Source organism: Candidatus Woesearchaeota archaeon, assembly GCA_003694805.1.
Classification (GTDB): Archaea; Nanobdellota; Nanobdellia; order Woesearchaeales; family J110; genus J110.
This window is the reverse complement of record RFJU01000072.1, coordinates 1-21,799: the sequence shown is the minus strand read 5'-3', so window position 1 is coordinate 21,799 and position 21,799 is coordinate 1. Positions and strand designations below refer to the sequence as shown.

At 53.5% G+C, this 21,799-nt stretch carries 13 protein-coding genes; 6 read left to right on the top strand and 7 right to left on the bottom strand.

Features of this window, described 5'->3' with window-relative positions; translation table 11 throughout:
* Nucleotides 1-18 precede the first annotated feature (18 nt).
* Nucleotides 19-2,547 (bottom strand): carboxypeptidase-like regulatory domain-containing protein, encoded by a 2,529-nt coding sequence (locus tag D6783_02750; protein ID RME53180.1) that lies wholly within the window; start codon nucleotides 2,545-2,547, stop codon nucleotides 19-21.
* On the opposite strand from D6783_02750, the gene D6783_02745 reads away from it, so the two are divergent.
* Nucleotides 2,442-3,179, top strand: a complete 738-nt coding sequence (locus D6783_02745; GenBank protein RME53186.1) for an RlmE family RNA methyltransferase — start codon at nucleotides 2,442-2,444, stop codon at nucleotides 3,177-3,179. The two genes, D6783_02750 and D6783_02745, sit on opposite strands and share 106 nt — an antisense overlap.
* 119 nt (nucleotides 3,180-3,298) lie before the next feature.
* Here the strand turns inward: D6783_02745 and D6783_02740 are convergent, their stop codons facing one another.
* From D6783_02740 to D6783_02720, 5 genes are all read right to left on the bottom strand, one after another.
* Nucleotides 3,299-6,184 (bottom strand): hypothetical protein, encoded by a 2,886-nt coding sequence (locus D6783_02740; GenBank protein ID RME53179.1) that lies wholly within the window; start codon nucleotides 6,182-6,184, stop codon nucleotides 3,299-3,301.
* 251 nt (nucleotides 6,185-6,435) lie between these two features.
* Nucleotides 6,436-7,281 (bottom strand): AmmeMemoRadiSam system protein B, encoded by an 846-nt coding sequence (gene amrB, locus D6783_02735; protein RME53178.1) that lies wholly within the window; start codon nucleotides 7,279-7,281, stop codon nucleotides 6,436-6,438.
* A 70-nt stretch (nucleotides 7,282-7,351) separates the two neighbouring features.
* A complete protein-coding gene (locus D6783_02730; protein ID RME53177.1) occupies nucleotides 7,352-12,421 on the bottom strand; it encodes a hypothetical protein in 5,070 nt (1,689 codons plus the stop codon).
* A 91-nt stretch (nucleotides 12,422-12,512) separates the two neighbouring features.
* Nucleotides 12,513-13,115 (bottom strand): hypothetical protein, encoded by a 603-nt coding sequence (locus D6783_02725; protein RME53176.1) that lies wholly within the window; start codon nucleotides 13,113-13,115, stop codon nucleotides 12,513-12,515.
* A 178-nt stretch (nucleotides 13,116-13,293) separates the two neighbouring features.
* Nucleotides 13,294-14,436 (bottom strand): hypothetical protein, encoded by a 1,143-nt coding sequence (locus D6783_02720; protein ID RME53175.1) that lies wholly within the window; start codon nucleotides 14,434-14,436, stop codon nucleotides 13,294-13,296.
* Nucleotides 14,437-14,626: 190 nt separating this feature from the next.
* Between D6783_02720 and D6783_02715 the strand changes: the two genes are divergently transcribed.
* From D6783_02715 to D6783_02700, 4 genes are all read left to right on the top strand, one after another.
* On the top strand, nucleotides 14,627-16,189 hold the full coding sequence (locus D6783_02715) for a hypothetical protein (protein ID RME53174.1): 1,563 nt from the start codon (nucleotides 14,627-14,629) through the stop codon (nucleotides 16,187-16,189).
* 297 nt (nucleotides 16,190-16,486) lie between these two features.
* The gene (locus D6783_02710) at nucleotides 16,487-17,038 is read left to right on the top strand and encodes a TATA-box-binding protein (GenBank protein RME53173.1); all 552 of its coding nucleotides are present in this window, start codon (nucleotides 16,487-16,489) and stop codon (nucleotides 17,036-17,038) included.
* A gap of 199 nt (nucleotides 17,039-17,237) precedes the next feature.
* Entirely contained in the window at nucleotides 17,238-19,274 is a 2,037-nt protein-coding gene (locus tag D6783_02705; GenBank protein ID RME53172.1) for an AAA family ATPase, read from the top strand.
* Nucleotides 19,275-19,378: 104 nt separating this feature from the next.
* Nucleotides 19,379-19,936, top strand: a complete 558-nt coding sequence (locus D6783_02700) for a hypothetical protein (protein ID RME53171.1) — start codon at nucleotides 19,379-19,381, stop codon at nucleotides 19,934-19,936.
* A gap of 92 nt (nucleotides 19,937-20,028) precedes the next feature.
* Here the strand turns inward: D6783_02700 and D6783_02695 are convergent, their stop codons facing one another.
* Complete coding sequence (locus tag D6783_02695; protein ID RME53170.1) at nucleotides 20,029-20,952, bottom strand: hypothetical protein; 924 nt, start codon at nucleotides 20,950-20,952, stop codon at nucleotides 20,029-20,031.
* 147 nt (nucleotides 20,953-21,099) lie between these two features.
* On the opposite strand from D6783_02695, the gene D6783_02690 reads away from it, so the two are divergent.
* Nucleotides 21,100-21,507 carry a translation initiation factor IF-2 subunit beta gene (locus D6783_02690; GenBank protein ID RME53169.1) on the top strand — a complete coding sequence of 136 codons (408 nt, stop codon included), beginning with the start codon at nucleotides 21,100-21,102 and terminating at the stop codon, nucleotides 21,505-21,507.
* Nucleotides 21,508-21,799 lie beyond the last annotated feature (292 nt).

Sequence of the window (21,799 nt, the reverse complement as noted above, 5' to 3'; positions counted from 1 at the left end):
TGATGCGTCTTGGTCGTGTTAGGTTATTGTGACGTTGGTGATGTAGGGCTTTGTTGTGTTTTGAATGTCTATGTTTGCTGAGCGCGGTTGTTCGTAGTTGCCGCTGGGGTCTTTTGAGTAGTACCATATCGTGTACGTGCCTGACGCTCCTGCGTCGAGGTTGAAGGCGTCAAGGAGGAGGGGGAGGAGGTCTGTTGGGTGTTGGACGCGGTTGTTGGGATGGCACGTTTCCCCTGCGGGTACGAGGCACGCGTAGGTAGTGATGTAGTCCGCGCTGTAGAGGTTGTCGCTGACGTAATAGGGGATGGCGGTAAGTTCGTCTAGGCCGTAGGGCTCTCCTTGCTTGAGAAGAATGGTCGTGGTGGGCGGTTGCGTGTCGCGGAGGCAGTCGGGGTAGAGCGGTGTGGAGGCGAATCCTGCTTCGACGCAGTCGTCGCGGGGGAATCCTTGCGTGTGTCCGTCGCTGTTCTTGATGCAGAAGTCGCCATAGCCACTTATCCATTCGCAGTGTCCGAAGCCTTCTTGGTGTCCTGTTCTTGCGAAGAGGTCGTTGCTGCGGGTGAGGATGGCGTGGTCTCCTCCGATTGCTTCTCCTTGGTTGTTGAAGGTGATGTTGACGGTTATGCTGGATTCAGACCCTGACGGGCCAATACAGTCTTCTTTGGTGTCGTAGTACCTGCAGGCCATCTCTCTGCGGTTCCTGCATGTTGGTGTGAATCCTGTTTCGGTTCTGAGGTTGTTTGGGAGTTCGTCGTAGTAGCACTCGCCGAGTTGTTCGCAGAGGTTTTTGTTGCAGGAGCCGAAGATGTCGTTGCACCGTTCGCATTGTTGCAGTGCCGCGTCTTTTGGGACGCAGACTCCTTTTCCTACTTCTGCAAAGCCAGGGGTTGGTCGCTTCCAGACGCAGCCGTTGAGTCCTGAGCTATTGAATTTCTGGCAGGGGTCTGCGGAGCAGGTGGCGTAGCTGGTGTAGTCGTAGCAGGTGGTAACATCTGCACAGGAGCGATAGGCGTCTTGTGGTGTTGGCGTAACGTCTGAGTAGCAGACGCGTTCGAGGTTTTGGCATGGCCAATTGAGGAGGGATTGGTACGGTATGCCAATGCCCAGTTTTTGAAGGACGTGTGCGAAGAGGCCGAAGGGGCCGTTGCATTGGTCGCAAGGAGCTTGAGGCTCGCAGGTTGTGTGGTCTTGGTTGCTCTTCGTGGGTGTTTTGTATGTGCATACTTCCGTGCTGGCGCAAGTTTGGATGGTGACGACGTTGTTGTTTTCATCGCAGGTTTTTCGTGTGTTGTTTTCGCAAAAGTCTGGCGTGTGGGGTTTTATGCATTGAGGATCAGGGGGTGCTATGCAGTTGGTTTGTATCTGGTCTGTTTGGGTTGTTGTTCCGTCGAAGAATTGGGCGATGACTTGGTAGCAGCGCGTCTCGTTTGGAAGTTGCGGTGCGAAGCTTGGCGGGTCGGTGAAGCTTGACGTCTCGGGCGGGAGGGGGTAGCCGTCGCAGCCCGTCCATGTTTCATCACAGCTGAGAAGGACGAATCCTTGGAGGTCCCGGCACGTGTTTTGGAATTCCCATTGGATGATGTTTTTAGGCTCGTTGGGGACTGCTGCGAGGCGCACGATTTCTGGGATGGCGTGGAGACAGTTTTGTGCAGTGCAGTCGAGGGAGAAGTCGACATCATCGTGGTTTTCGAGAAAGGGTTGGAGGAGTGTTGAGTCAGGAGAGCACTGGTCGTGATCTGCGTAGACTTTGAGTTGTAGGGGGTCTGCAGGGACGCCGGTGATGATGTAGTTTCCTTGTTCGTCGGTGACGGCGTGGTAAGGGCTGGATGGTGTTCTGGCGTAGACGTTTGCGCCTTGGATGGGGGTTGCGGTGTGTTGGTCCGTGACTGTTCCTGCAATGTAGAAGGTTTCTTCAGTTTGGGTTTCGTTCCCTGTTGTTTCGTTGGTTGTGTTAGTGCTGAGTTGGAGGGCTTCGCAGACAGCAACACAGTCCTGATTTGCTCCTGGTGCAAAGGCGATGAGGCCTTGATCTGTTTCGAGCGTTTCGTTGAGGAATGTGCAGTGCCCGAGGCTTCCTGGCTTGCTCAACGTTGGTCCGCAGCAGCAGCCCTCTTCGCATGCGGGGACTTGCGTGCAGTCTTGGTCTGGCAAGTATCCGCCGTCTTGGCAGAGGCTGGTATCGTTTTGGATGACGTCAAGGCCGACGCAGTACTTGCCGAGGCTTCCTACGCCTTCATCATTTCTGCAGCAACCAATGGCGTCTTGCGTGGTGGGGGGCTGGTCTTGGGCTTGTGCTGTGATGGGAAGCGCCGCCGCTGTAAGAAAGAGTGCTGTGGCGATGAGTACGATGAGTTGTGCTTTTGTGGCTGTCTCGCTGGTTGTTTCAGCGCCGCGTCTCGTTGCCCCTCTCACGGTTCTTTCTCTGCCTGTGCGGTTTATAAATGTTTCGTGGTTTTCTCGAGGAAAAGTTAAGTATAAATACGTGCTGTGTTGAAAAGGGGTGTGCAAGAGGGTGTGCAGATGCGTATTTGTGTGTTCGTGCAGCAACTTTGTTCGCGTATTGCCGTGTTACAAGGTTTTTCAAGGCTTGTTCGGGGACTGTGCTGTCTGGAGGCGGGAGCGTGACGGGTTTTGACGTGTTTGGTCGGCGAGCGAGAAGGGAGGGCTTGCGTGCGAGGTCTGCGTTCAAGCTCTTGTCTATCCAGAAAAAATATGGTGTTTTGAAGAATAATGATGTCATTATTGATTTGGGGGCGTTCCCCGGCGGGTGGAGTAGTGTCGCTTCTCGTTTTGGCAGCGTGGTTGGCGTTGATATGAAGCCGGTTGAGCCGATTGAAGGTTGTCGTTTTGTGAAGGGGGATTTTTTTGATGATGCGGTTGTGGCGCAGCTTCCTGTTGCGGATGTCGTGTTGTCTGATGCTGCTCCTGCTACGACGGGTGTTCGTGATCAAGACCAGTTTCGTTCGTTTGTCTTGGCCGAGCGTGCTTTGTTCATTGCAAAGCAGAAGCTAAAGAGGGGGGGTTCGTTCGTGTGCAAAGTTTTTCAGGGGCGTGAGTTTGAGAGTTTTGTTGGTGAGGTTCGGCGCGTGTTTTCTTTTGTGAAAACAACAAAGCCGGAGGCTTCGCGGAAGGAGAGTAAGGAGATGTATCTTGTTGCGAAGGGTTTTGAAGAAGTGTGAAGGCGGAACGGCTTTTTTGTGAGTTCTTTTTTGTTCGTTGTTGTTGTGTTGTTGTGTTGTTTCGCGCCGCGTGCAGGTTTTTGTTTCCGTGTACGGCGTTGCGTGGTCTGTGTGTGTTTTTATGTGCAGACCCACCCTGTCGGGGTGCAGGTTGCTCTCTGGCCTGGGTCGCAAGGACTTGGTGAGGATTGGATTGAGCAGCCGGTTGCGGGGTGGCAGGACCTCGCGCCGTAATAGCAGGTTGCGCCGATTCTTGTTCCTGGGGCGGGGCAGGTGTCTTTCGTGAGGGTGCAGCCGCCGTTTTGTGTGCAGGATCTGGCGCCGTAATAGCATGTGTTTCCTTGGAGGGTGCCTGCTGGAGGGCAGTAGTCTCCTTCTTGTTGTTTGCAGGCAGGGTCTTGGAAGGTGAAGGGGGCTGTGCAGGCTACGTTGTAATAGCAGGTGTCTTGCGCGAGGCAGAAGGGCTGGCCTGCAGGGCAGGGTGTCTGGCAGGTTTGGGTGTAGCCGCACGTCGTGCTCGTGTCGCAGCTAAAAGAGCAGGTGGTTCCTTCCCAAGATACGTCGTTTGGCGTGGTGCATTCCGCGCCGCACGACGGGTCGCAGTAACACGTGTCGAGCTTGGGGGTTTTGCAGAATCCGTCGCCGCACAGCGCTTGGCATCGAAACGGTGCGGGAGCGAATGGTTTGTTGTATTCTGTTGGGCTCGAGCAAGCCCAGTTCTCGTTGCACACGCCGTCTGCAGGCGCGCCTCTTGCATCAGGGAAGCCGTAGTGGTACTCGAAGCTGTCGCCCGGCTCGTAGGAAATGCACGCTGGTGCGGGTTGGGCGTCCTCTGCAGGTCTCGTGTTTGGGGATGGCCCGGTACAGCGCTCGGTTTGTCCTTGAGAGGTGAGGTCGGGGCACGCAGTTATTGGTTGGACGGTGAGGGTTATGTCTCCTGTGCAGGTGTTGCCTCGGTCTCCTGAGCAATAGCGGGTTGCGGCCTGGGTGAAGACATCGTTGGCTTCTTCCCACGAGGGGGCGGGTGGTTGGGTGATCGTCGGGGGCGGCTCTGGTTGGTTGCCGTAAGTGCTGAGGGGTGGGGTGAGTTGCCAGTAGGGGCCGTACGTTTGGGCTGCGTAGCAGGGTGTTGTTGGTGGCGCGTAGGTGTTGTTGATGCAGCAAAGAGTGGGTGCTTCAAATCCGTTGGTGTAGTTGTAGGGGTAGGGGCTTCCTATTCCTGCGTGTGAGAGGCAGTCGACTACTTTGTACGAGAGCGTGGCGGGAGGTGATTGGAATCCTCCTCCGGACACGACTAGCGTTGCGTAGTCTGTCCTGCCTGATGGTGCGAACAGGCTCATTTCGTCTTTGATGTCCGAAATGGATGTTTGTCCGAAGCAAACGACGGGGTCGGTGTAGGTGCTTCCTGCAATGGTCCAGTTGTACGCTGTTATTTCGCCTTGGGAGGTGAGGCCTGTTGTTGACTGGGTTGCGTCGAAGCAGTAGGGGTTTTCGAGAGAGAGGAGTGTTTGGTCGGTGTCTGGTTGGTCGTTGTATCCTCTTGGTTTGGCTTCGGGGAGGGGGAAGACGAGAATGGTGACGTCTTGCCAGTCGCTTGTTCTCGCTTCGTCGGTGACGTTGATGGTCACGACGTGCCACCCGAGATCTTCTTCTTGCGTTGGAATGCTCGCGTCTTTGTGATTTGTCAGGTAGGGTGTTGAGTTCATCCACGTGTGGAGGGGCGGTCCTGCTTTGGTTGTGCAGGTTTTGACGTTGTTCATGGTGACGGGGAAGGGGCAGGTGAAGCGATCGGTGTAGTCTTGGCCCCACCCTGCGTAGGTGATGTTGACTGGTTCGTCGTCCGGGTCTATTGCGTTGGGTGTAAGGGTGAGGACGTCGCCAGCGACGGAAGTGAGGTCGTAGGGCGCGTCGCCGGTGGTGTGGATCCAGTCAAGCACTGGCGGGCGGTTTTCTATTGCGGCGAGAAAGAAAGGATGTTGGCCGCGAATAGTTGTTCGTTTGTCGATGACGACGAGTGCGTCATCATACGCCCCGTCTTGTCGGGTTCTGCAAAAGCCTGCTTCTTTGCAGGGGTTTCGCAAGCGGTAGGCTTCAATGCCTGGTGGGAGGTGTTGTGTCGCGTCGGTGTCGATGTTGAACGTTGCGTTTTTTGCTTCGAGTTTGAGGAGGGTCGCGGCTGCTTCGTAGAGTGCTTTGATGCGGAAAGGATATGCTCGTTTGAATGTTGCGAGTTCTTGTATTTCTTTTCTGGGGAACGTGATAGTGAGTGGATAGTTGACGTCGATGGTTATTCCTTCTTTCGTGAATGTTACGTTCGCCGTGGGGGGTCCTGTGACGGTGAGGTTGGTGCCGTAGCGTTCTACGAAAGGGGCGAGGTTGGCGCAGAAGGGGAGGTTTTGTTCGAGGTAGGTGGCGAGTTCGTCTTGAATGGTGTACTGGGTCGTGTCGAAGGGTTGGTTGTAGGCGAACCAAGCACAGGTTTGGTACGTGGTTGGCGTGGTTCCTGCTCCGCCGAAGCGGTTTGGTCCGTTGCGCGAGCAGAGCTTGGGGAGCGTGACATCGCCGAAGTAGCCGTCGTAGAGGTCAAAGTTCGCCGTATGCATGAATTGGGCGGTCATGGCTTGAATGGTTTTGTTTGGGGCAGGGTATTGTGGTGGAGGGTAGGCGGGGGGGAAGGTGAGAGGCCTGATTCCGTCATTTTGTTTGAGGCCGTACGTGACGTTGAAGATGGTATCTTGGTAGGGGATTTTAAGGTATGATTGGCCGAGTTCTTCTCTGTGGAAGGGCGTGGTTCCTCCTTGGTCTTGGTAGATGACGCCTCCTTGTGAGGCGAGGGTGAGGATGGCTGTTTCGGCAAGGGTTTGGATGCAGCCGTCGATGTAGTTTATGACGTTGCGGTTTTCTGAGAATTCTTGGGCTATCTTGCTCGCTTGGTTGGCGAGTGCTCGGTTGATGTATGCTGATCGGACGTAAAGGGCGAGGCCGACGAAGACGAGGATGATCATTCCCAGAATGATGAAGATCGTTATTTGTGCTTGTTTCGTTGTTCGTCTTCTTTGATTGGGTTTTGGCAACGTCACCTCTCCTCCCCTTCGTTGTTGGTGTTGTTTTTTTGCTGGTTTTGCTTTATTTAAAGTCTTTGGTGGTTGAACTTGATTTGTTTGTTTTTTGTGTGTTCTTTGTTGATGGCGGGTTGCTAGTAGCGTAGGTGTTGATGGAACGGGGGTTTTTGCTTAACGTGTTCTTGTGTGGGGCGCTAAAGAAAGAGGATGCTTGCGTAAGCGGCTATATTTTTTTCGTCGCCGGTTACATCGGCGCTGGTGTAGTATTGTTCGACGAGGATTTTGTTTGGTTTGAGAAAGTGGAATGCGAATTCGAGGGGTTTGACGGCGTCAATGCTGCAGGGCCCGCTGGCGCAGAAGTCGAGGAAGCCTTGGAGGTCGAGGTTGGTGAGGTGGCTGAGGGCTTTGGCGTCGTATTCGTAGACGTGTTTGTTGACGGGAGGGTCGAAGGGGAGGAAGGTGTATGCTGGGCCGTGATGGGTGAATTCTGCGCTGAGGATGAGCTTGGCTTTTTTTCCTTGGTCGAGGAGGGTTTCTTTAAGGTCAACGGCGAGTTCTTTGAGGTCGACATCGTCTGCGAGGAGGAGGGGGAGTATTTTGACGTTGGGCTTGATTGCGTGTTGAAGCCAGGGTAGTTGGACTTCTATGGCGTGGTCGTGTTCGTGGAAGTTGTCCGCGAAGCGTATGTGTTTTTTTGCGGTGAGTGCTTGACAGAGTTTTTGGTCGACGCGGATTTCTCCGAAGGGCATGGAGTAGGTTCGCATGCCGGCGCCGGAGGCGTTTTGGCCGAGGTTGTAGGCTGCAATGATGTAGACGTCTGCCGGGGGAGATTCTGCAAGGGCTTTGTACGACCAAGCGGTGCAGGGTCCTGAGAGCGTGATGGCGCTGTGTGGGGCGAGGATGCCTTTGACGGGTTCGCTTCGTGCTTCGGTGGGGAGTGCACCGGGGCCTTTTTCATGTTCGTATGCCTCTTCGATGGCTCTTCGGAGCGCGTTTTCTGTTTTTGGGTAGAGGACGCCTGCGTAGAATGGTTGTCTCATGGTTTTCTTCGTTCTTGTTTTTTGGTTGTGGTGTTGAGGTGCGAGCTTGTTGGCTTGTGAGCTTCAGATCTCATGGTTCGTAGGGTTTTTGGAGCGCGTCACATTTGTAGAGGGGGACTCCTGGCGGGCAGTCGCCTATTTCTTTGCAGAGGGGGGAGTTGTCAACGGCGCCGTCGCAGTCGTCATCAACGCCGTTGCACTGTTCAGCAGCGCCGGGGTGAATAGCAGGGTCGGCATCGTCGCAATCCTTGGTTGCTCCTGTGGTGCAGGAGGCGCTGCCGGGGTTGCCGTAACCGTCCTGATCGTTGTCAGTGCATGTTTGGGCGCAGTCTTCGTCGACGGCGCCGTCACAGTCGTTGTCGATGTTGTCGGCGCACCGTTCGAGGACGCTGGGGTTCACGGCGTAGTCGTCGTCGTTGCAGTCAAACGTGGTATAGGTTGGTTCGCAGGCTGGGTCGTTGCGCGGGTAACCGTCGAGGTCGTTGTCGTAGGTTTCGTCGACGGCGCCGTCGCAGTCGTCATCAACGCCGTTGCATTGTTCAGCAGCGCCGGGGTGAATAGCAGGGTCGGCATCGTCGCAATCCCTCGCGCAAGTTGTCGTCCCGTCATTGTCTTCGTCAACACACGCTGCTTGGTCGTATTGTGCGCAGCAGATGCTGTAGGGGTAGGTGGTGAGCGAGCAGTCTTGGAGTTGTGCATTGTTCGTCGAGGATGCTTTGGCGATGCATCGTTCAAAAGTATTGCACTCGCCTGTGACGAACGTGCAGGTCGTGTCCAGGCCTGTTGTTGACGCTATACATGCTTGGTTGGGTTGATTCTGAGTTGGTTCTGCTATTGTTGAGTCGGTGGGGGATTGCAATTCTGCAAAGGGTGATGACGTGGCGTCTCCTGTGCAGAGTGGCGCGACGTCGCCTTCGCAGCAAAGAAGGTAGGGCGTGGGGTTTTGGCTTGTTTGGTCTATGAGTGTTGCCAGTGCGCCGGTGGTGTTCGTCACGCCGAGTATTGCTGTTTCGCCGGCGTTGCAGGTTGTTCGGATGGTGCAGTCTGCGCAGACGCTTCCTTCGTCGACGGCGCCGTCGCAGTCGTCATCAACGCCGTTGCAGAATTCAATGAATTGTTTGTGTACTGCTGGGTTGCTGTCGCATGCCGTAGGTTCAGTGGGTGTTGTCGTGCATCCTGTTTGGTCGTTGCCAAAGCCGTCGCCGTCCGCGTCCAGGCACGTGCAGGTTGTTTGGTCGACTTGGCACGTTGCGGGGTTGCACGTGGTGCTTCCTTCGAGGTATCCTTTTTCTTGGCAGGTTTCATTGAGGGGAAGGGAGGGCTCGCAGGCTTCGTCATAGCCAATGATGCCGTTGCCGCAAATGTCAGTGACGGGTGTTCCCGGAACTGGTTTGATGCGGAGGCTGGTTGTGAGGTAGCTCCACGCGCTAGGGAGGGTGGGTTCGCTGAGCATGATGACTTGTTTGTTGTTGTGTCCTATGCTGTATTTGGTGTTTTCTTCTGGCTTCAGAACATTTGAGAACGTGGTGTTGAGGTGTGAGGTGAAGTTCATGTAGTGGATTGTGTAGTGCTCTTCGCCGTTTTCAAGGTTTGCAATGCCTTGTACGAAGTGGTTTCCTTGCTTGGTAACGTAGAGTCTGTCAAAGGAAGATAAGGTGGCGGGAAGGCTTGCTTGGTCGTTGTCGTTTCCGAAGAGGTTGGCGAAGAAGTTGAGAAACGCTGTGACCGCGCTTTCGAGGAAGCCTTGTGGTTCGAGATCGTCTATGGATTCGAGGCTGAAGAGGAGGATTTTGAATTTGCTGTTGTAGTAGGCGTGGAAGTTGGGGTGTTCTTGGCATTTTTCGAAGAACGTGTCAGGATCTGGGTTGGTTACTGCATCGCAGAGGGAGGGGGATATGTTCTCTTGGTTGAGGAATGGTGCGTAGGCGTTGATGTTTTGGAGGAATGCGTGGATGCTGTTGACTGGTGCGCCGAGGATGGTTTGGCCGTCGTAAGTGAGGAGGCAGAGGTCTCCTCGTTCTTGTCTGTTGGTGTCGAGGTAGTTGTTGCTGAGGAGGGTTGCGTCGTCGCACGCGAGGGTGTAGTCTTTAGACTTGTCCTTGACGAGTTCGAGGAGTTTTGAGGCGACAATGCGTGTGCGGTCTGACTTGGTGAGGTCGAGCCATTCTCCTGAAGCGGCGCAGTAGAAGTTTCCGAACGTGGTGAACGCGTCTGTTTTGGTTATGGCGAGTGGTTGCGTGCCGGGGTTGCCGTCTGTTGACGTTGTTATGCTATCGTATGTGGTTGCGTCTTTGCATTGGTAGAATGCTCCGTCGAAGAAGAGGAGGTCGCGAAGGGATTGGTCGTGGAGGACGTCGCCTACAATCGCTTTTCGTGGGATGAATGATCCGTTGTAGCAGGCGCCTCTCGTGTCGGGGTAGAATTCGCCGTAGTTTCGTTTTCCGTCTTGTGCAAAGGTCGTGTCATCGCCGCAGCATTGCGTGCCCGTCCAGCCGTAACTGAGTTGGGAGTCGCAAACGAAACGGTACGGGCCCCATTCGTTCATGGTTGCTGCAGTGATGGGTGTGTTTGGTGGTGGGTCGAAGTCGTCAATCCACGTTCTGAACTCGCCGGCGCACCATTTGTTGACTGAGCTGTAGTACGGGTCTCCCTGAAGATTTCGTAGGTAGATGTTGTCGAAGGAGATGGTGTTCGGCTCGTCGCCGTTGGTGATGAGCAATGCTTGAACGTTGTTGAGTTCAGTGACGCTGGGAGGGAGGGGGATTTGTGCGTGGTGCCAGCGGTTCGGGTCGTTGCCGTTGGTGAGGTGTGGAGCGAGGGGTGTTTCAAGGATGATGTCTCCTTGATCGTTCATGAGGAGCAGGGAGGCGACTGGTGCTTTGTAGGCGATGTCAAATTCGAGGAAGTCAAAGTTTTTCCACTTCATTTGTTCAGGGAGGAAGCCTGCGACAACGAAGACTTGTCCGGGGTCGATGTTTTTCGTGACGCGGACGTTGTCAATGATGCGGTCGCTGACAGCGTCGCGGTAGTCGAAGCTGTAAAGGGTTTGCAGGGTGGTGCCGAGGCCGAATACGTATTTTTCTTGGTTTTCGAGGGCGGCTCCGGGGACGGGAATGAGTCCTGCGTTGAGGCATGCTGCCGACCCGCAGCATTCTGCTATGACGTTTTGGCCTCGGTAGAGGTAGCTGAGGTAGGAGTTGTTGATGGTGTTTGCTTCGTTTGGGGTGTAGGTTGGGTTGAGGACGCATTCGTCGCTGCAGCACGTTTGCGGGCCTTCTTTGGCGTCGAAGAGGTCGCCGGTGCAGGTTTCGTCGGCTCCGCAAATGGTGCCTCCTTGAGCTGCGCAGGTGAGTTCTGTGTCGGGTTCTTGGCAGGTTCCTTGGTAGCAGCAGGGTTCCGGGTCTTGGGAGGCGATGATGGTTCCGCCGATGCAGATTTCTCCTTGTTGACAGAGGGTGGCGCTTCCTTGTTCTGAGCAGTACTTGTTTGGGTTCCCTGTCCAGCTTGTTCCGAGGCAGTCCTGGAGTGCTTCGTCTCTACAGTGTTCTTTGGGGATGGTTGTTACTGTTTGTGTTGTTTGTGGGTCGAGGCATTCTTTGAGGCATCCTGTTGCGGGGTCGAAGGGTTCTCCGTGGTAGACGTCTTGGCCGGTTTCTGCCTCGTATGCTTGGAGGAAGTAGTAGTCGCAAATGTTCGGGCCGCATGCTTCATTGTGGTCGAGGCTTGAGGGGAGGGGTTCGCATTCTTCTTCTCGGTGGCCTGGCGTGTACGTTTTTCGAAGGGTTCCGGGGCAGACGCGCCCCACGTCTGCTAGGTTTGTTGCTGGGAGGGGGAAGGTGGTGAGTTCAGGAATGGGTTTTGCGTTGAGCGTGATGGTTGGCGCTGGGGGGATGGTAGTGATGCCTTGGAGTGCGACGTCGGCAATGGTTTCTCGCATCATTTGTATGTCTTCTCCGTTGATGATGCCGTTTTTGTCAAAGTCCCATGCGCGGTTCCACCTGTCGCTTCCTGGTACGGCGCCTGTTGCTGTTTCGAGAAGGGTTTTGTCTGCTTGATTGATTTTGCCGTCGTTGTTGAGGTCGAAGACGTGGAGGCATTCGTTCGGGACGCCGCCTCCTTCAAAGAGGAGGGTGTCAAAGCCCCATCGGTAGAGCGTGCAGGGTTCTATGGTTATGACTTGGTTCTTGTCTGTTGTTGCAACGAACCATTCTTCGCCGTTGCTGATGATGTTGTAGTCGCTGAGGAAGTTGATGATGAACGGTGCGGCTTTTGTTTGGGCGGTCGCGTCCCACCATTGGATGTTTTCAAAGTCTGGCTGAGCCGGGTCGGTGAAACCGCAGAAGAAGCGGTTGTCAGAGGTTATGTAGCCGAGGTCTGCGAGGTCGTCGCCGCAGCAGCCGTCCATCGCACCCGTTGCTGAGGGGTTGTTGGAGGCAGCGAGTGCGTCGTAGTTGAAGTTTGTGCACGTTTGCGGGTCGTCGCCGTTGCAGCAGGTGAAGCGTTGGCAGTCTTGGTCGAAGAAGTCGATGTCTCCGTCAGCGTCGTTGTCGAATGCGTCGTTGCAGTTGGTTTCTTCTGTTTGGCAGATGATGTTGCTCTTCCAGGATTCGCATTGCACGCCTGAGGGGTTGGCGCCTACCGTGCAGGATTTTTCGCTCCAGTATGGCTCTTTGTTGTTGTGTTCTCTTCCTTTGCTGATGAGTTTGTAGACGGGAAATGACGGGTCTGAGTTGATCTTTCGTACTTCTGCGCCGCGCCCGATTTGTTTGCCTTGGTACCACCAGCGGTGATTCACGTCTGTGGTGAGGTGGTTGTCTGTTCCTCTCCATTCTCCGTGGTCTTCACCGCCGTCACAAGTGAGCGAGTAGGAGCCGTCTTCTTGGTGGAAGGTGAGCGTGCACGTGTATCCTTTTTTGTGTTTGGTGGTGCAGGTTGTTTGGGCGACGCAGATGTTGACGTTGTTTTCCCTGCAGACGTCTTGTGCACAAGGGTTTGCTTGGTATTGGGGTGGCGGGTTCCAGCAGGTGGTGATGTCGTTTGTTTGTGCTTTGCTAGAGGGTGGCGTTGTGGCGAGGGTGAGTGCTATGATGAGCAGAAGAAGAATAGTGGTTGAAGCGCGCCGCGCCCTCTCCAAAGCCATGGTTGGTTTCTTGCACGACAAGGTTTAAAAACGTTTCTATGTGTTTGTGTTCATGAAACGCGATTGAGGTCTTTGCTTGTTGGTTTCTTGTTCAATCGAGGCCGAGGAGGTGTTGGATTGCTTTCAAATCCCTTGGTGTAAGAAGTTTTTGAGGGAGGTCTGCGAGGGTGATTATGCTTGTTTTGACGCGGTATTTTTTGAGGAGTTTGGCGTTGTGGAGCATGCGTCCGAGGATGGTAGCTCGGCGGTGTGGGTCGTGTTCTTGAAGTATGAGTGACCAGTCGAAGAGGTAGTGCTTGTTTTTTTCTTTGAGAATGGTTGCTATGACTTGGTTGAGGTGTGTTGTTGGGTGGTGTGTTTTGTCTTTAGCAGGGTGAATTTCGGCTCGGTAGAGGTAGTGGATGGCAGGGTGTTCTGCTGCGTGGCGTGTTGTCGGGGCGAGGAGCTCAACGCCGGGGATACGTGGCGGGTTTGTTTTTTCCGTGAGGAGGATGCGTTGCACCGTGTTGGGCGGGCGGGTTCGTTGTTGTGTTGCTGGTACGTTTGTGCGTGCTTGCGCTGCTCGTAGGTCGTGCAGGGTAGTGTAGAGAAAGCCGACGTTCTTGAAGCCGAGCTTTGTTGCTTCGTCGAGGAGCGCTTGTTCGTTTTTGTTCGGCTTGAGAAGGTCCCACGCGCGTGTTGGTTGATTCGTCATGATGGTGGGGTGGGGAAGTCGTTATGTGTTTTTTAAGTGAGCGGTTTTTCGTTCATTTTTTTGATCATCCAAGAAGCAACTCGTAAAGGAAACTAGCGTCGCAGGTTGGAGAATGAAGGGGTTGTTTGTTGGCGCTGGTTTGATGCTGGAAGGTATGGAGCGGTAGCTTCTTGCGGCGTTATTGTTGTGGGGGTGTTGGCGGCTCTTGTGGTTCGGGCGGTGTTTGTTGTTCTTGTGGTTTGGGTGTTGGGGGGGCGTTTGCGGGTGTGGTGATGCGCTTGGTGTACCCGTTGGTTTTGGCGCTTGGCGGCGTGTCTGGCACGGTGCCGGGCGTGCTTGTTGGAAGTGTTTCTTTCTTTTTTCTGCTTTTGATGGTGGCTTGAATGATGACGAGGAGGAAGATGAGTACGATGATGCCTGCTGCGAGACCAATGAGCAAGTTCTTTGCGTGAGTTGTGCTCGTGACCTCTTGCGTCGTTGCTGTGCCGGGCGGGTTTATTTGTTTTTCTTGCTGTACGTTTGTGTTTGGTTGTTGTGTTTGGTTGGGTCGTGCCTCGGTCGGTATGGTTGAGGTGTTTTTTTGGATGTGTTCTTCTTGTTCTGGTGTTTTTTTCGTTGTGTCTTCGGTGTTGTTTTGTTCTCTTGGTTCGGGTCGTTTGAGAATTTTGTCTTCTTCTGCTAGACGAGGTATGCTTCTTGGCGTGACGGTGTATCGTGGAGGATTTCCTGTGACTTCGTATGCATCGCCGATGAGGTCGTATTGTTGGGCTTGTCGGAGTACAACTGCTGCCTTGTACGTGTCTTCTGGTGCCATGCCGCCTACGACTATGCCTATCCCTCCTTTGGGAAGTTCGTGGAGTTCTATGATGCCCTTGCCTTCAGGGAAGTATGCTTCGCACTTGGATGTTCCTGTGATGAGGGCGGTGACGTAGTTTTCGCAGGAGTTGCCAATGCTAATGATGCGTTTGCCTTCGACAGAATTGAATGCGGTGTCGAGTTGTGTTCGTTTGAGGGTGCTTGATGGGGCTGCTTGTTGCAGTCCGACGGCGATTTCGCTGGCGGCGAGGACGTCAAGGGAGGTTGCTTGTTCTCCGACTACGATGGTGACGTCCAGGTCGGTTCCTTCTTTGAGGAAGTGGGGGTAGAATCCGAGGTCTGTTGGTAGTTCTTCAATGGCATGTAAAGGCGGTGTTGCGAGCGTTGTTATGATGATGGTTGTTATGATGAGAAGAAGCAGTTGCGAGGCGGGTTTCGTGGTAGGTGTTGATGGAAGAGCTTTGTTGACGTTTTTGCGGGGGCTGTCGTGTGTTGTGGTGCTCATGGATGGACGCGGAGTATTCATGCAGCAGGGCTCAAGCAACAGGTTGTTTAAAAAGGTTGTTGTTTTGGTTGGTTGCGGGGTCGTGCGGGAATACGTGGTTTGCTTGTGAGTCCCGGTCTCGGGGCTGGCAGGGTTTGATGCTGTTGTGATTGGTAAAAGTTTTTAAATCCTTGACGTTGGAGAAGCACGTATGGTGAGTGTTCCTCGTGGCTGTCGCGCTCGTGCGTATGGTAGTGTTGGCGCGTTCGTCGTGTTTGTGTTCTTTGTTAGCGTGTGCGGGCTCCCTGTCGCTGTGCTGGGCCAGTCTGGTGGTAGTTGTGTGAGTGATAGCGATTGCCCGGTTGACGCGTGGTTAGGCGATAGGTCGTGTGATGGTTTGACTGTTGTTGAGACGTTTCGTGATTATTTTTGTGATGTTCCTGCTGGGGGGAACGTGAGTGGCAATGGTTCGTTGAACGGGACGTGTTCTTTTTCTGACAGCGTTGAAGTTCGGGAAGCGTGTTCGTCGTTTTGTTGTGATGGCGCTTGTAGGAGTGTTGCCTGTGGTGAGGTTCCTTCGTATTGTGATGACGATGATGGGGATGGTTTTTACGAGGCAGGTCCTGAATGCCCTGTCCCGACAGATTGTGATGATGGTGACGCGTCCGTGTTCCCTGGTAGTGATGAAGTGTGCGGGGACGGCGTTGATCAGGATTGTGATGGTGTTGATAGTGTGTGTCCAGAATGCGTTGACGGGACGAAAGAGGGGGAGTGCAACGAGGATTTCGAACTTTGTTTGCATGGTGAGCTGGTGTTGAAGTGCACGGTGTGTGGTTGTCATCCAAGCAGGAGGTGTTATCCGCCTCTTGAGGCGTGCCTCGTGGCGGATCATCCGTATTTTCAGGATGGTGGCGGGGAGGCCGATGATGAAGAAGATATTCTGCCCGACTCGTCCTGTGTTCCTGAGTGGGTGTGTGGGGAGTGGGGCCCGTGTGATGGGGCGTTGCAGAGGAGGACATGCACGGATGTGAAGAGTTGTGGTTCGACGAGCAATCAGCCGGTGGTGGTTCGCTTGTGTCAGGGGGGGACGGGTGGCGAGTCTGAACAAAACAGGAGTGAAGGGGGTGGTTCTGTTGAGAGTGGCGAGTCTGCTGTGTCGTTTGATGAGTTGTTAGCCTTGCGTTCCGGTAAAGGTTCCGGTGGTGACGAGGGTTTGGGCAGGGCAGAAGGGGCGAGTAACGGAGGAGTGTTGTCGGGGAGGTCTGGTGGTGACGGGGGAGAAGGCGTTGAAGAAGAGGAGGTGGCTAGGGGCGAGCGCGGTGGTTTTTCAGGCAGTGTTAGTGGTTGGTTTTCTTCGTTGTCATGGACAGGGGTGTTGCTTGCCGTGTTGGTGGTCGGGCTTGTTGTTGTGAGTGGCGTGTTTGTCGTTCGGCATCGGCCGGCTAGTACGGGTTGGGCGAAACGACGTCCGGGGGAAGCGGTGCGCGAGGCACAGTTGCGTTCTTTGCATTCGTTGGCTGCAAGAATTCACGCGTTGCAGGAGGAGGGGCTCTCACGCGACGAGGTTGATGCGCGCTTGCGTGGCGAGGGGTGGCATGAGGATGTTATTCATTTGGCGCATGAACAGCTTGAGGAGAATTTGAAGGTTCGGGCCGTGGCTGAGTTGAAGAGTGTTGGAGAGGGCGGCAAGGGTTCTGAGAAGCAGGCGGGGAACGCGCAGGGGGATGAGAAGGGGGATGGTGATTTGTCGGTTCCTTCTCATCCCCCTCCATAGCGTAGCGAGGGGTCTGAGTAAGTAGTCTGTACAGGTTGTGTTGGTGTTTTTTTCGTGCTCGTAGCTAGTAGCCGGTGTGGAAGCGCAAGGGGTCGGGCGCTCTTTGCCGTGGCGTGGTGAAGGGTTCGGCGTGCCTCGCCCCCGCCCTTGTTTTTTTCTATATTGAAAATTTTTTGGTGGGCGAGAGCAGGGAAGGTATTTAAAAAATTTAAATAAAGGTTTATAAAGGGGAAGCGATTTCCTCTTAAATGGGGTAGAATCTTTCCAAAAAAAACGAGAGGGGTTGGAGGAGAACGAATGGCAACGAAAAAGCATGACGTGCAGGTAGTGAATATCGTTGTTTCGACGAGTTTCGAGCACGATATACCGCTGGAGAAGATGGCAGCGGTGCTTTCAAACACAGAATACAACCCGGAACAATTCCCCGGGCTCGTTATCAGGATTAAGGAGCCGAAGACCAGCGCGCTCATTTTTAGTTCCGGAAAGGTAGTCTGTACGGGAGCAAGAACGCTTGAAGAAGTTGATCGTGCCATTAAGAACATTATTGAGTCACTCAAGAAGATCGACATCACGATAAAGGTCAAGCCCGAGATAACTATTCAGAACATCGTCGCGAGTGGAAACATCGGCATGGATTTAAATTTGAACACGCTCGCGATGAAGCTCGAGAACACCGAGTACGAGCCAGAGCAGTTCCCTGGGCTTGTCTACAAGCTCATGGAGGCGAATGCGACGTTCTTGCTCTTTAGCAACGGCAAGGTAGTGTGTACCGGCACGAAGAGCGAAGAACAAGTGCACGAGGCGCTTGACTTGTGTGTGGCGAACTTGAAGAAAGTTATGAAGAAATAAGTCTGGATAACGCTTGTTTTTTCTTTTCCCATCTTTTTCATTCTGACTGCCGATGGGGTATTGTTGCGTTTCTAAGAAAGGAAAATTAATTTCTATATTGAAATGAAGTTGTTGTTTTTTCGTGCGTCTTCCAAAACATTTTTTATGGGCGGTGCGCTCCCCTGCTTGTTCGCTGCCGGAGACGGGGTTTTTGACGAGGATGGTGCAAGAGTCACAAATGGATGTGCAGCGCCAAATTGAGCGCTTCAAAGAGTTCTTCGAGACACATTTGCTTGAAGAATTAGCACGGCAGCTGCGTGAAGGGGAGAAATTCGTCGTCGTCTCGTTCAGCGAATTGAGCGCGTTTTCTCCTGAGCTAGCAGAGCAGGTCTTGGAGAATCCTGAGGAAACCATTCGCGCTGCAGAACTCGCGGTCGAGCGCCTCGAGCTTGTCGGGGACAAGAAGGGCTTCAAGGTTCGCTTTAAGGACCTTCCTCCAAGCCACAAGCTCATGATCCGTGATATTCGTTCTAAGCACATCGGAGTCTTCGTTGTTCTTGAGGGGTTGGTGCGACAAAAGAGCGATGTGCGGCCGCAAGTCACCAGTGCGAAGTTCGAGTGCCCAAGTTGTGGCGTGATCATTCCCGTCCTGCAACTCGACCAGAAATTCAGCGAGCCAACAAGGTGCTCGTGCGGGAGAAAGGGCAAGTTCAGGCTCTTGTCCAAAGAGCTCGTTGACGCGCAAAAGATTGTGTTGGAGGAAGCGCCTGAGGATTTAGAGGGGGGCGAGCAGCCAAAGCGGTTGGGAGTCTTTCTCAAAAGCGACCTTGTCAGTCCGATGACAGATAAGAAAACAAATCCGGGAAGCAAGATTAGTGTGAGCGGCATCATCAAAGAGGTTCCGATTATTTTGCAGACAGGAGGGCAGAGCACGCGTTTCGATTTGGTGTGCGATGCGAACTTTGTCGAACCCGTGCAGGAAGATTTTTCGCAGGTCGAGATTTCGAAAGAGGAAGAAGAAGAGATTACTGCTTTGGCAAAAGACCCGCTCATCTTTTCGAAGATGGTCAACAGTATTGCGCCGACGATTTACGGGCACGAGCGCATTAAACAGGCGCTTGTCTTGCAGCTTCTCGGGGGCGTGCGCAAAGAGCGCGAGCACGGCGTGCCTATTCGTGGCGACATACACATTTTGTTGATTGGGGATCCTGGAAGTGGCAAGTCCATCTTGCTCAAGAGGATTTCTCAAGTTGCACCAAAGCCGCGGTTCACGTCAGGACGAGGCGCGAGTGGAGCGGGCTTGACGGCTTCTGTTGTTCGTGATGATTTCTTGCGGGGGTGGGCTCTCGAAGCGGGCGCCATCGTTCTTGCAAATAGGGGGCTTCTCTGCCTTGACGAAATGGATAAGATGACAAAAGAGGACACGAGTGGTTTGCACGAAGCGCTTGAGCAACAGACGGTGAGCATTAGCAAGGCGAACATTCAAGCGACTTTGCGAGCGGAAACCACGGTTCTCGCCGCGGCCAATCCTAAGTTTGGGAGGTTCGACCCGTTTGGTCCCTTAGCGCAGCAGATTGAGTTGCCCAGTACGCTCATTAACCGCTTCGACCTCATCTTTCCTGTTAAGGACTTGCCTGATCCGGAAAAAGATGAGGAGCTCGCTTCGTTTATTTTGAAAGGGCATCAGCATCCCGGAGACGCCCGCGTGGATATCGGGCCCGAGCTCCTGCGCAAGTACATTTCCTACGCGAGGCAGAAATGCTTTCCTGTTCTGAGCGACGAGGCGTTGGCGACGATTCGAGAGTTTTACGTGAAAATGCGCAGTAGTGCTGATGATGACTCGGGCATTCGTTCCATCCCAATTAGTGCTCGGCAGCTGGAAGCGCTGGTCCGCCTCTCTGAGGCCAGTGCCAAGACGCGACTCTCAAACGTTGTTACTGAGCAAGATGCGCGACTCGCGATTGACTTACTCAATCACTGCCTCTCACAAATCGGGTTAGATCCTGAGACTGGAAAATTTGATATTGACAGAATCACGACGGGAATTACTGCGTCTCAGCGTTCACACATTGCTGTGGTGAAGGAGGTTATTGCTGAGCTCGAGCGCGTGGTGGGAAAGGTCATCCCTGTTGATGATGTTGTTCGCGAGGCAGAAATTAAAGGCATTAGTGAGGAGCGCGCAGAAGAGGCTATTGAGAAACTGAAGCGGTCGGGGGACATCTTCAGTCCCCGGCAGGGATTTATCTCAAGAATTTGACAAGAAGGAGCATGGCATACACAAGACATACGGCCAGGCTTTGCAGCGTTCGCGACGTTTTGGAGAGTCGATTCGTTCCCGGCGAGGGTTGGTCGCTGGGTTTCTTGGAAACGGAGCAGGGCGATGCGTACTGGGTGAACATCATCGGTTTGGTGGTGGGCCGTCTAAGCGAGCGCTCCTTCCTCGTCGATGATGGAACGGGGAGGTTGCTGGTCAAGACTGGCGAAGATCGTGAAGACGTCGATGTTGGAAGTGTTGTTCTCGTCGTGGGGTTGCCACGGGCTGAAGGCGATTCGAGGTACGTTGCAGGGGATATTGTGAAGAATTTGGGAGACAAAGAATGGTTGGCGTTTCGCCGGGCCCAGTTGTCAAGGATGAAAGCGTTTTGCCAGAAAGAAAAGGCTGAAGAAGAGGCTGAAGAGAATCGTTCCGGCGTTGAGGGCGTCAATGAGCGGGATAAAGAAGTTGAGCGAATGCAGGAACGGAGTGTTTGTGAGGATTTGGTGGACTTAATTCGTTCTCTTGACGCCGGGGCTGGCGCCGACTTTGATGAAGTGGTTGCAAAGAGCAAGATGAAGCATGCTGAAAAGGCGTTGATTGCTATGTTGGAGCGTGGAGAGTTGTTCGAAATCAAGCCTGGAAGGGTGAAAGTGCTCGAGTAGGCCGGATGGAAAGGCGTTGCGGGGCGTTTTGATTCTGCTGGACATTGTGCAGTGGCAGACGTGCGGGGGGAATGGTTTGACAACGCGTCGGTTCATGCCGACGAGGTGAAGATGAGAGGTGTGATGTACACTTCAAGGACGGCTGCGACGGCAAGGACAAAGATGCTGAGGAGAATGAGATCTGCCGCGTCGAGAACGATGTGCTCAAACTTTCTTGTTCCGAAGTCGTGACGGATGACGGCGATACTGATGATGCCGCCGGCAAGAGCTCCGATGAAGTAGCTGAGTATTTCTGGGAGTCCGTGGATGGCGTACATTGCAAGCCCTGAAGTGAACGTGGTAAAGTACCTTGCTAATTTGTCTAAGCCGCTGAGCGAGGCTGCAAGGGCGAGTTCCGAGCGTATGCTGCTTCCTATCGCGGTTCCGATGACGCTCGCGTTCCATGTGAGGATGAATATGGCCCCGCTTCCGAAGAGGAAGCTGAAGAGGATGCAGAAGATGAGAACGCGGAGGTTGTTGAAGAATATTTTTTGGAGGGTGTTTAGCTTTAGTTTTGCTACACTTACTGTTGCTCCGCCTGCAATGGTTGTCGAGGGAGGTAGTTTCGTGAGTTCTTCAATAGATATTGCTCTCGCGTTGATTTCGTTAATGGTTTCTCCTTGAATTTTGTATGCTGTGGCGACCTTTGCGGAAGGAAGAAACACGTAAAGGAGTGCGAAGCCAATCGTCATGCCGATGAAAAGCCAGATGAATGCGGAGAGTGCTTTGCCGTGTTCTTTGAGGAGCCAGCGTTCTTCCATGCCTGTGAGGTCTTTCTCTTCTTCCATGGTGATAATGTTGTAGATGAGAGGGATGGCGGGCATTGCGGTGAGAAAGACCATGACAAGGCTTGCGTAGCCTTGGAAGACCCAGAGGGAGAGTATGGTGCCGACTATGGCGTAGAGCCCTCCTAGAAGGATGAGTTTGGAGGGTTTGTTTTCTGCTTTAAACGCGGTGGTGAGAGTTTCTAGAACCATTGTCGTTGAGTGTTTCGTCGGTTTTTTCTTTGTTCTTACTGTGTTTTTGCAATGCCTGCTGTATTTAAATGTTTCTGGATGGGCTCCGGGTTCTAGCGACTGGCGGGGCACATACTTTTAAAAATCACGTGTGGTTCCTCATAGGGTATGGACTATGAAGAGTTGCTCAAGCGAGCCAAGGCGGTCTTGCCTGATGATGTGGAGGAAACGCAGCGGTTTAGCATTCCGAAGGTGAAGGGGCACGTGCAGGGTCAGAAGACCGTTATTAATAATTTCGAGGCGATTGCCAAGCACTTGGGGCGAAAGCCGCAGCATTTGTTGAAGTTTTTGCAAAAGGAGCTTGCAACCCCTGGAGAGATCATTAAACAGAGTGTTGTATTTGGGAGTAAGCTCTCTGCTTCGAAAGTGAATGAAAAGATTGAGAAATATGCTGATACGTTTGTTCTGTGCAAGGAGTGTGGGAAGCCTGAGACGAAGCTGAGCAAAGAAGCGGGCGTGATTATCATGACGTGCCAGGCGTGCGGGGCTAAGCACTCTATTCGGTCAAAAATTTAAGCAAGACAGCGTTTTTTGTTCGCGGCGCTTCAATGTTCTTCTTGGTTGGTGCTGGCTTGCACGTCCCTTGCGTTGTCGTTTTGCTCTCCGGGTGTTTGAGTTTCTACGCGCCTTTTCGGCTGGATTGTGTTGCTCGAAAGCACCAATAGGGGTTTGTCAGTTTGTCTTTAGGAGGCGCTGTTTGGAAAGAGCGGGAGGAGTACTTGGAGAAAGATAAAGCAGAGGAAGATTATCCAGAGAGCGGCGCGTCCGGCCGTCGTTTTGACGATGCGAATGTGCGCAGTCACGACTC

Bases quoted from the DNA above. Each gene is read 5' to 3' on its own strand.
- D6783_02695 (RME53170.1), bottom strand. From the start codon at position 20,952: ATGGTTCTAGAAACTCTCACCACCGCGTTTAAAGCAGAAAACAAACCC.
- D6783_02690 (RME53169.1), top strand. From the start codon at position 21,100: ATGGACTATGAAGAGTTGCTCAAGCGAGCCAAGGCGGTCTTGCCTGAT.
- D6783_02705 (RME53172.1), top strand. From the start codon at position 17,238: ATGGTGCAAGAGTCACAAATGGATGTGCAGCGCCAAATTGAGCGCTTC.
- D6783_02730 (RME53177.1), bottom strand. From the start codon at position 12,421: ATGGCTTTGGAGAGGGCGCGGCGCGCTTCAACCACTATTCTTCTTCTG.
- D6783_02740 (RME53179.1), bottom strand. From the start codon at position 6,184: ATGATCATCCTCGTCTTCGTCGGCCTCGCCCTTTACGTCCGATCAGCA.
- D6783_02725 (RME53176.1), bottom strand. From the start codon at position 13,115: ATGACGAATCAACCAACACGCGCGTGGGACCTTCTCAAGCCGAACAAA.
- D6783_02745 (RME53186.1), top strand. From the start codon at position 2,442: ATGTTTCGTGGTTTTCTCGAGGAAAAGTTAAGTATAAATACGTGCTGT.
- D6783_02710 (RME53173.1), top strand. From the start codon at position 16,487: ATGGCAACGAAAAAGCATGACGTGCAGGTAGTGAATATCGTTGTTTCG.
- D6783_02715 (RME53174.1), top strand. From the start codon at position 14,627: ATGGTGAGTGTTCCTCGTGGCTGTCGCGCTCGTGCGTATGGTAGTGTT.
- amrB (RME53178.1), bottom strand. From the start codon at position 7,281: ATGAGACAACCATTCTACGCAGGCGTCCTCTACCCAAAAACAGAAAAC.
- D6783_02720 (RME53175.1), bottom strand. From the start codon at position 14,436: ATGAGCACCACAACACACGACAGCCCCCGCAAAAACGTCAACAAAGCT.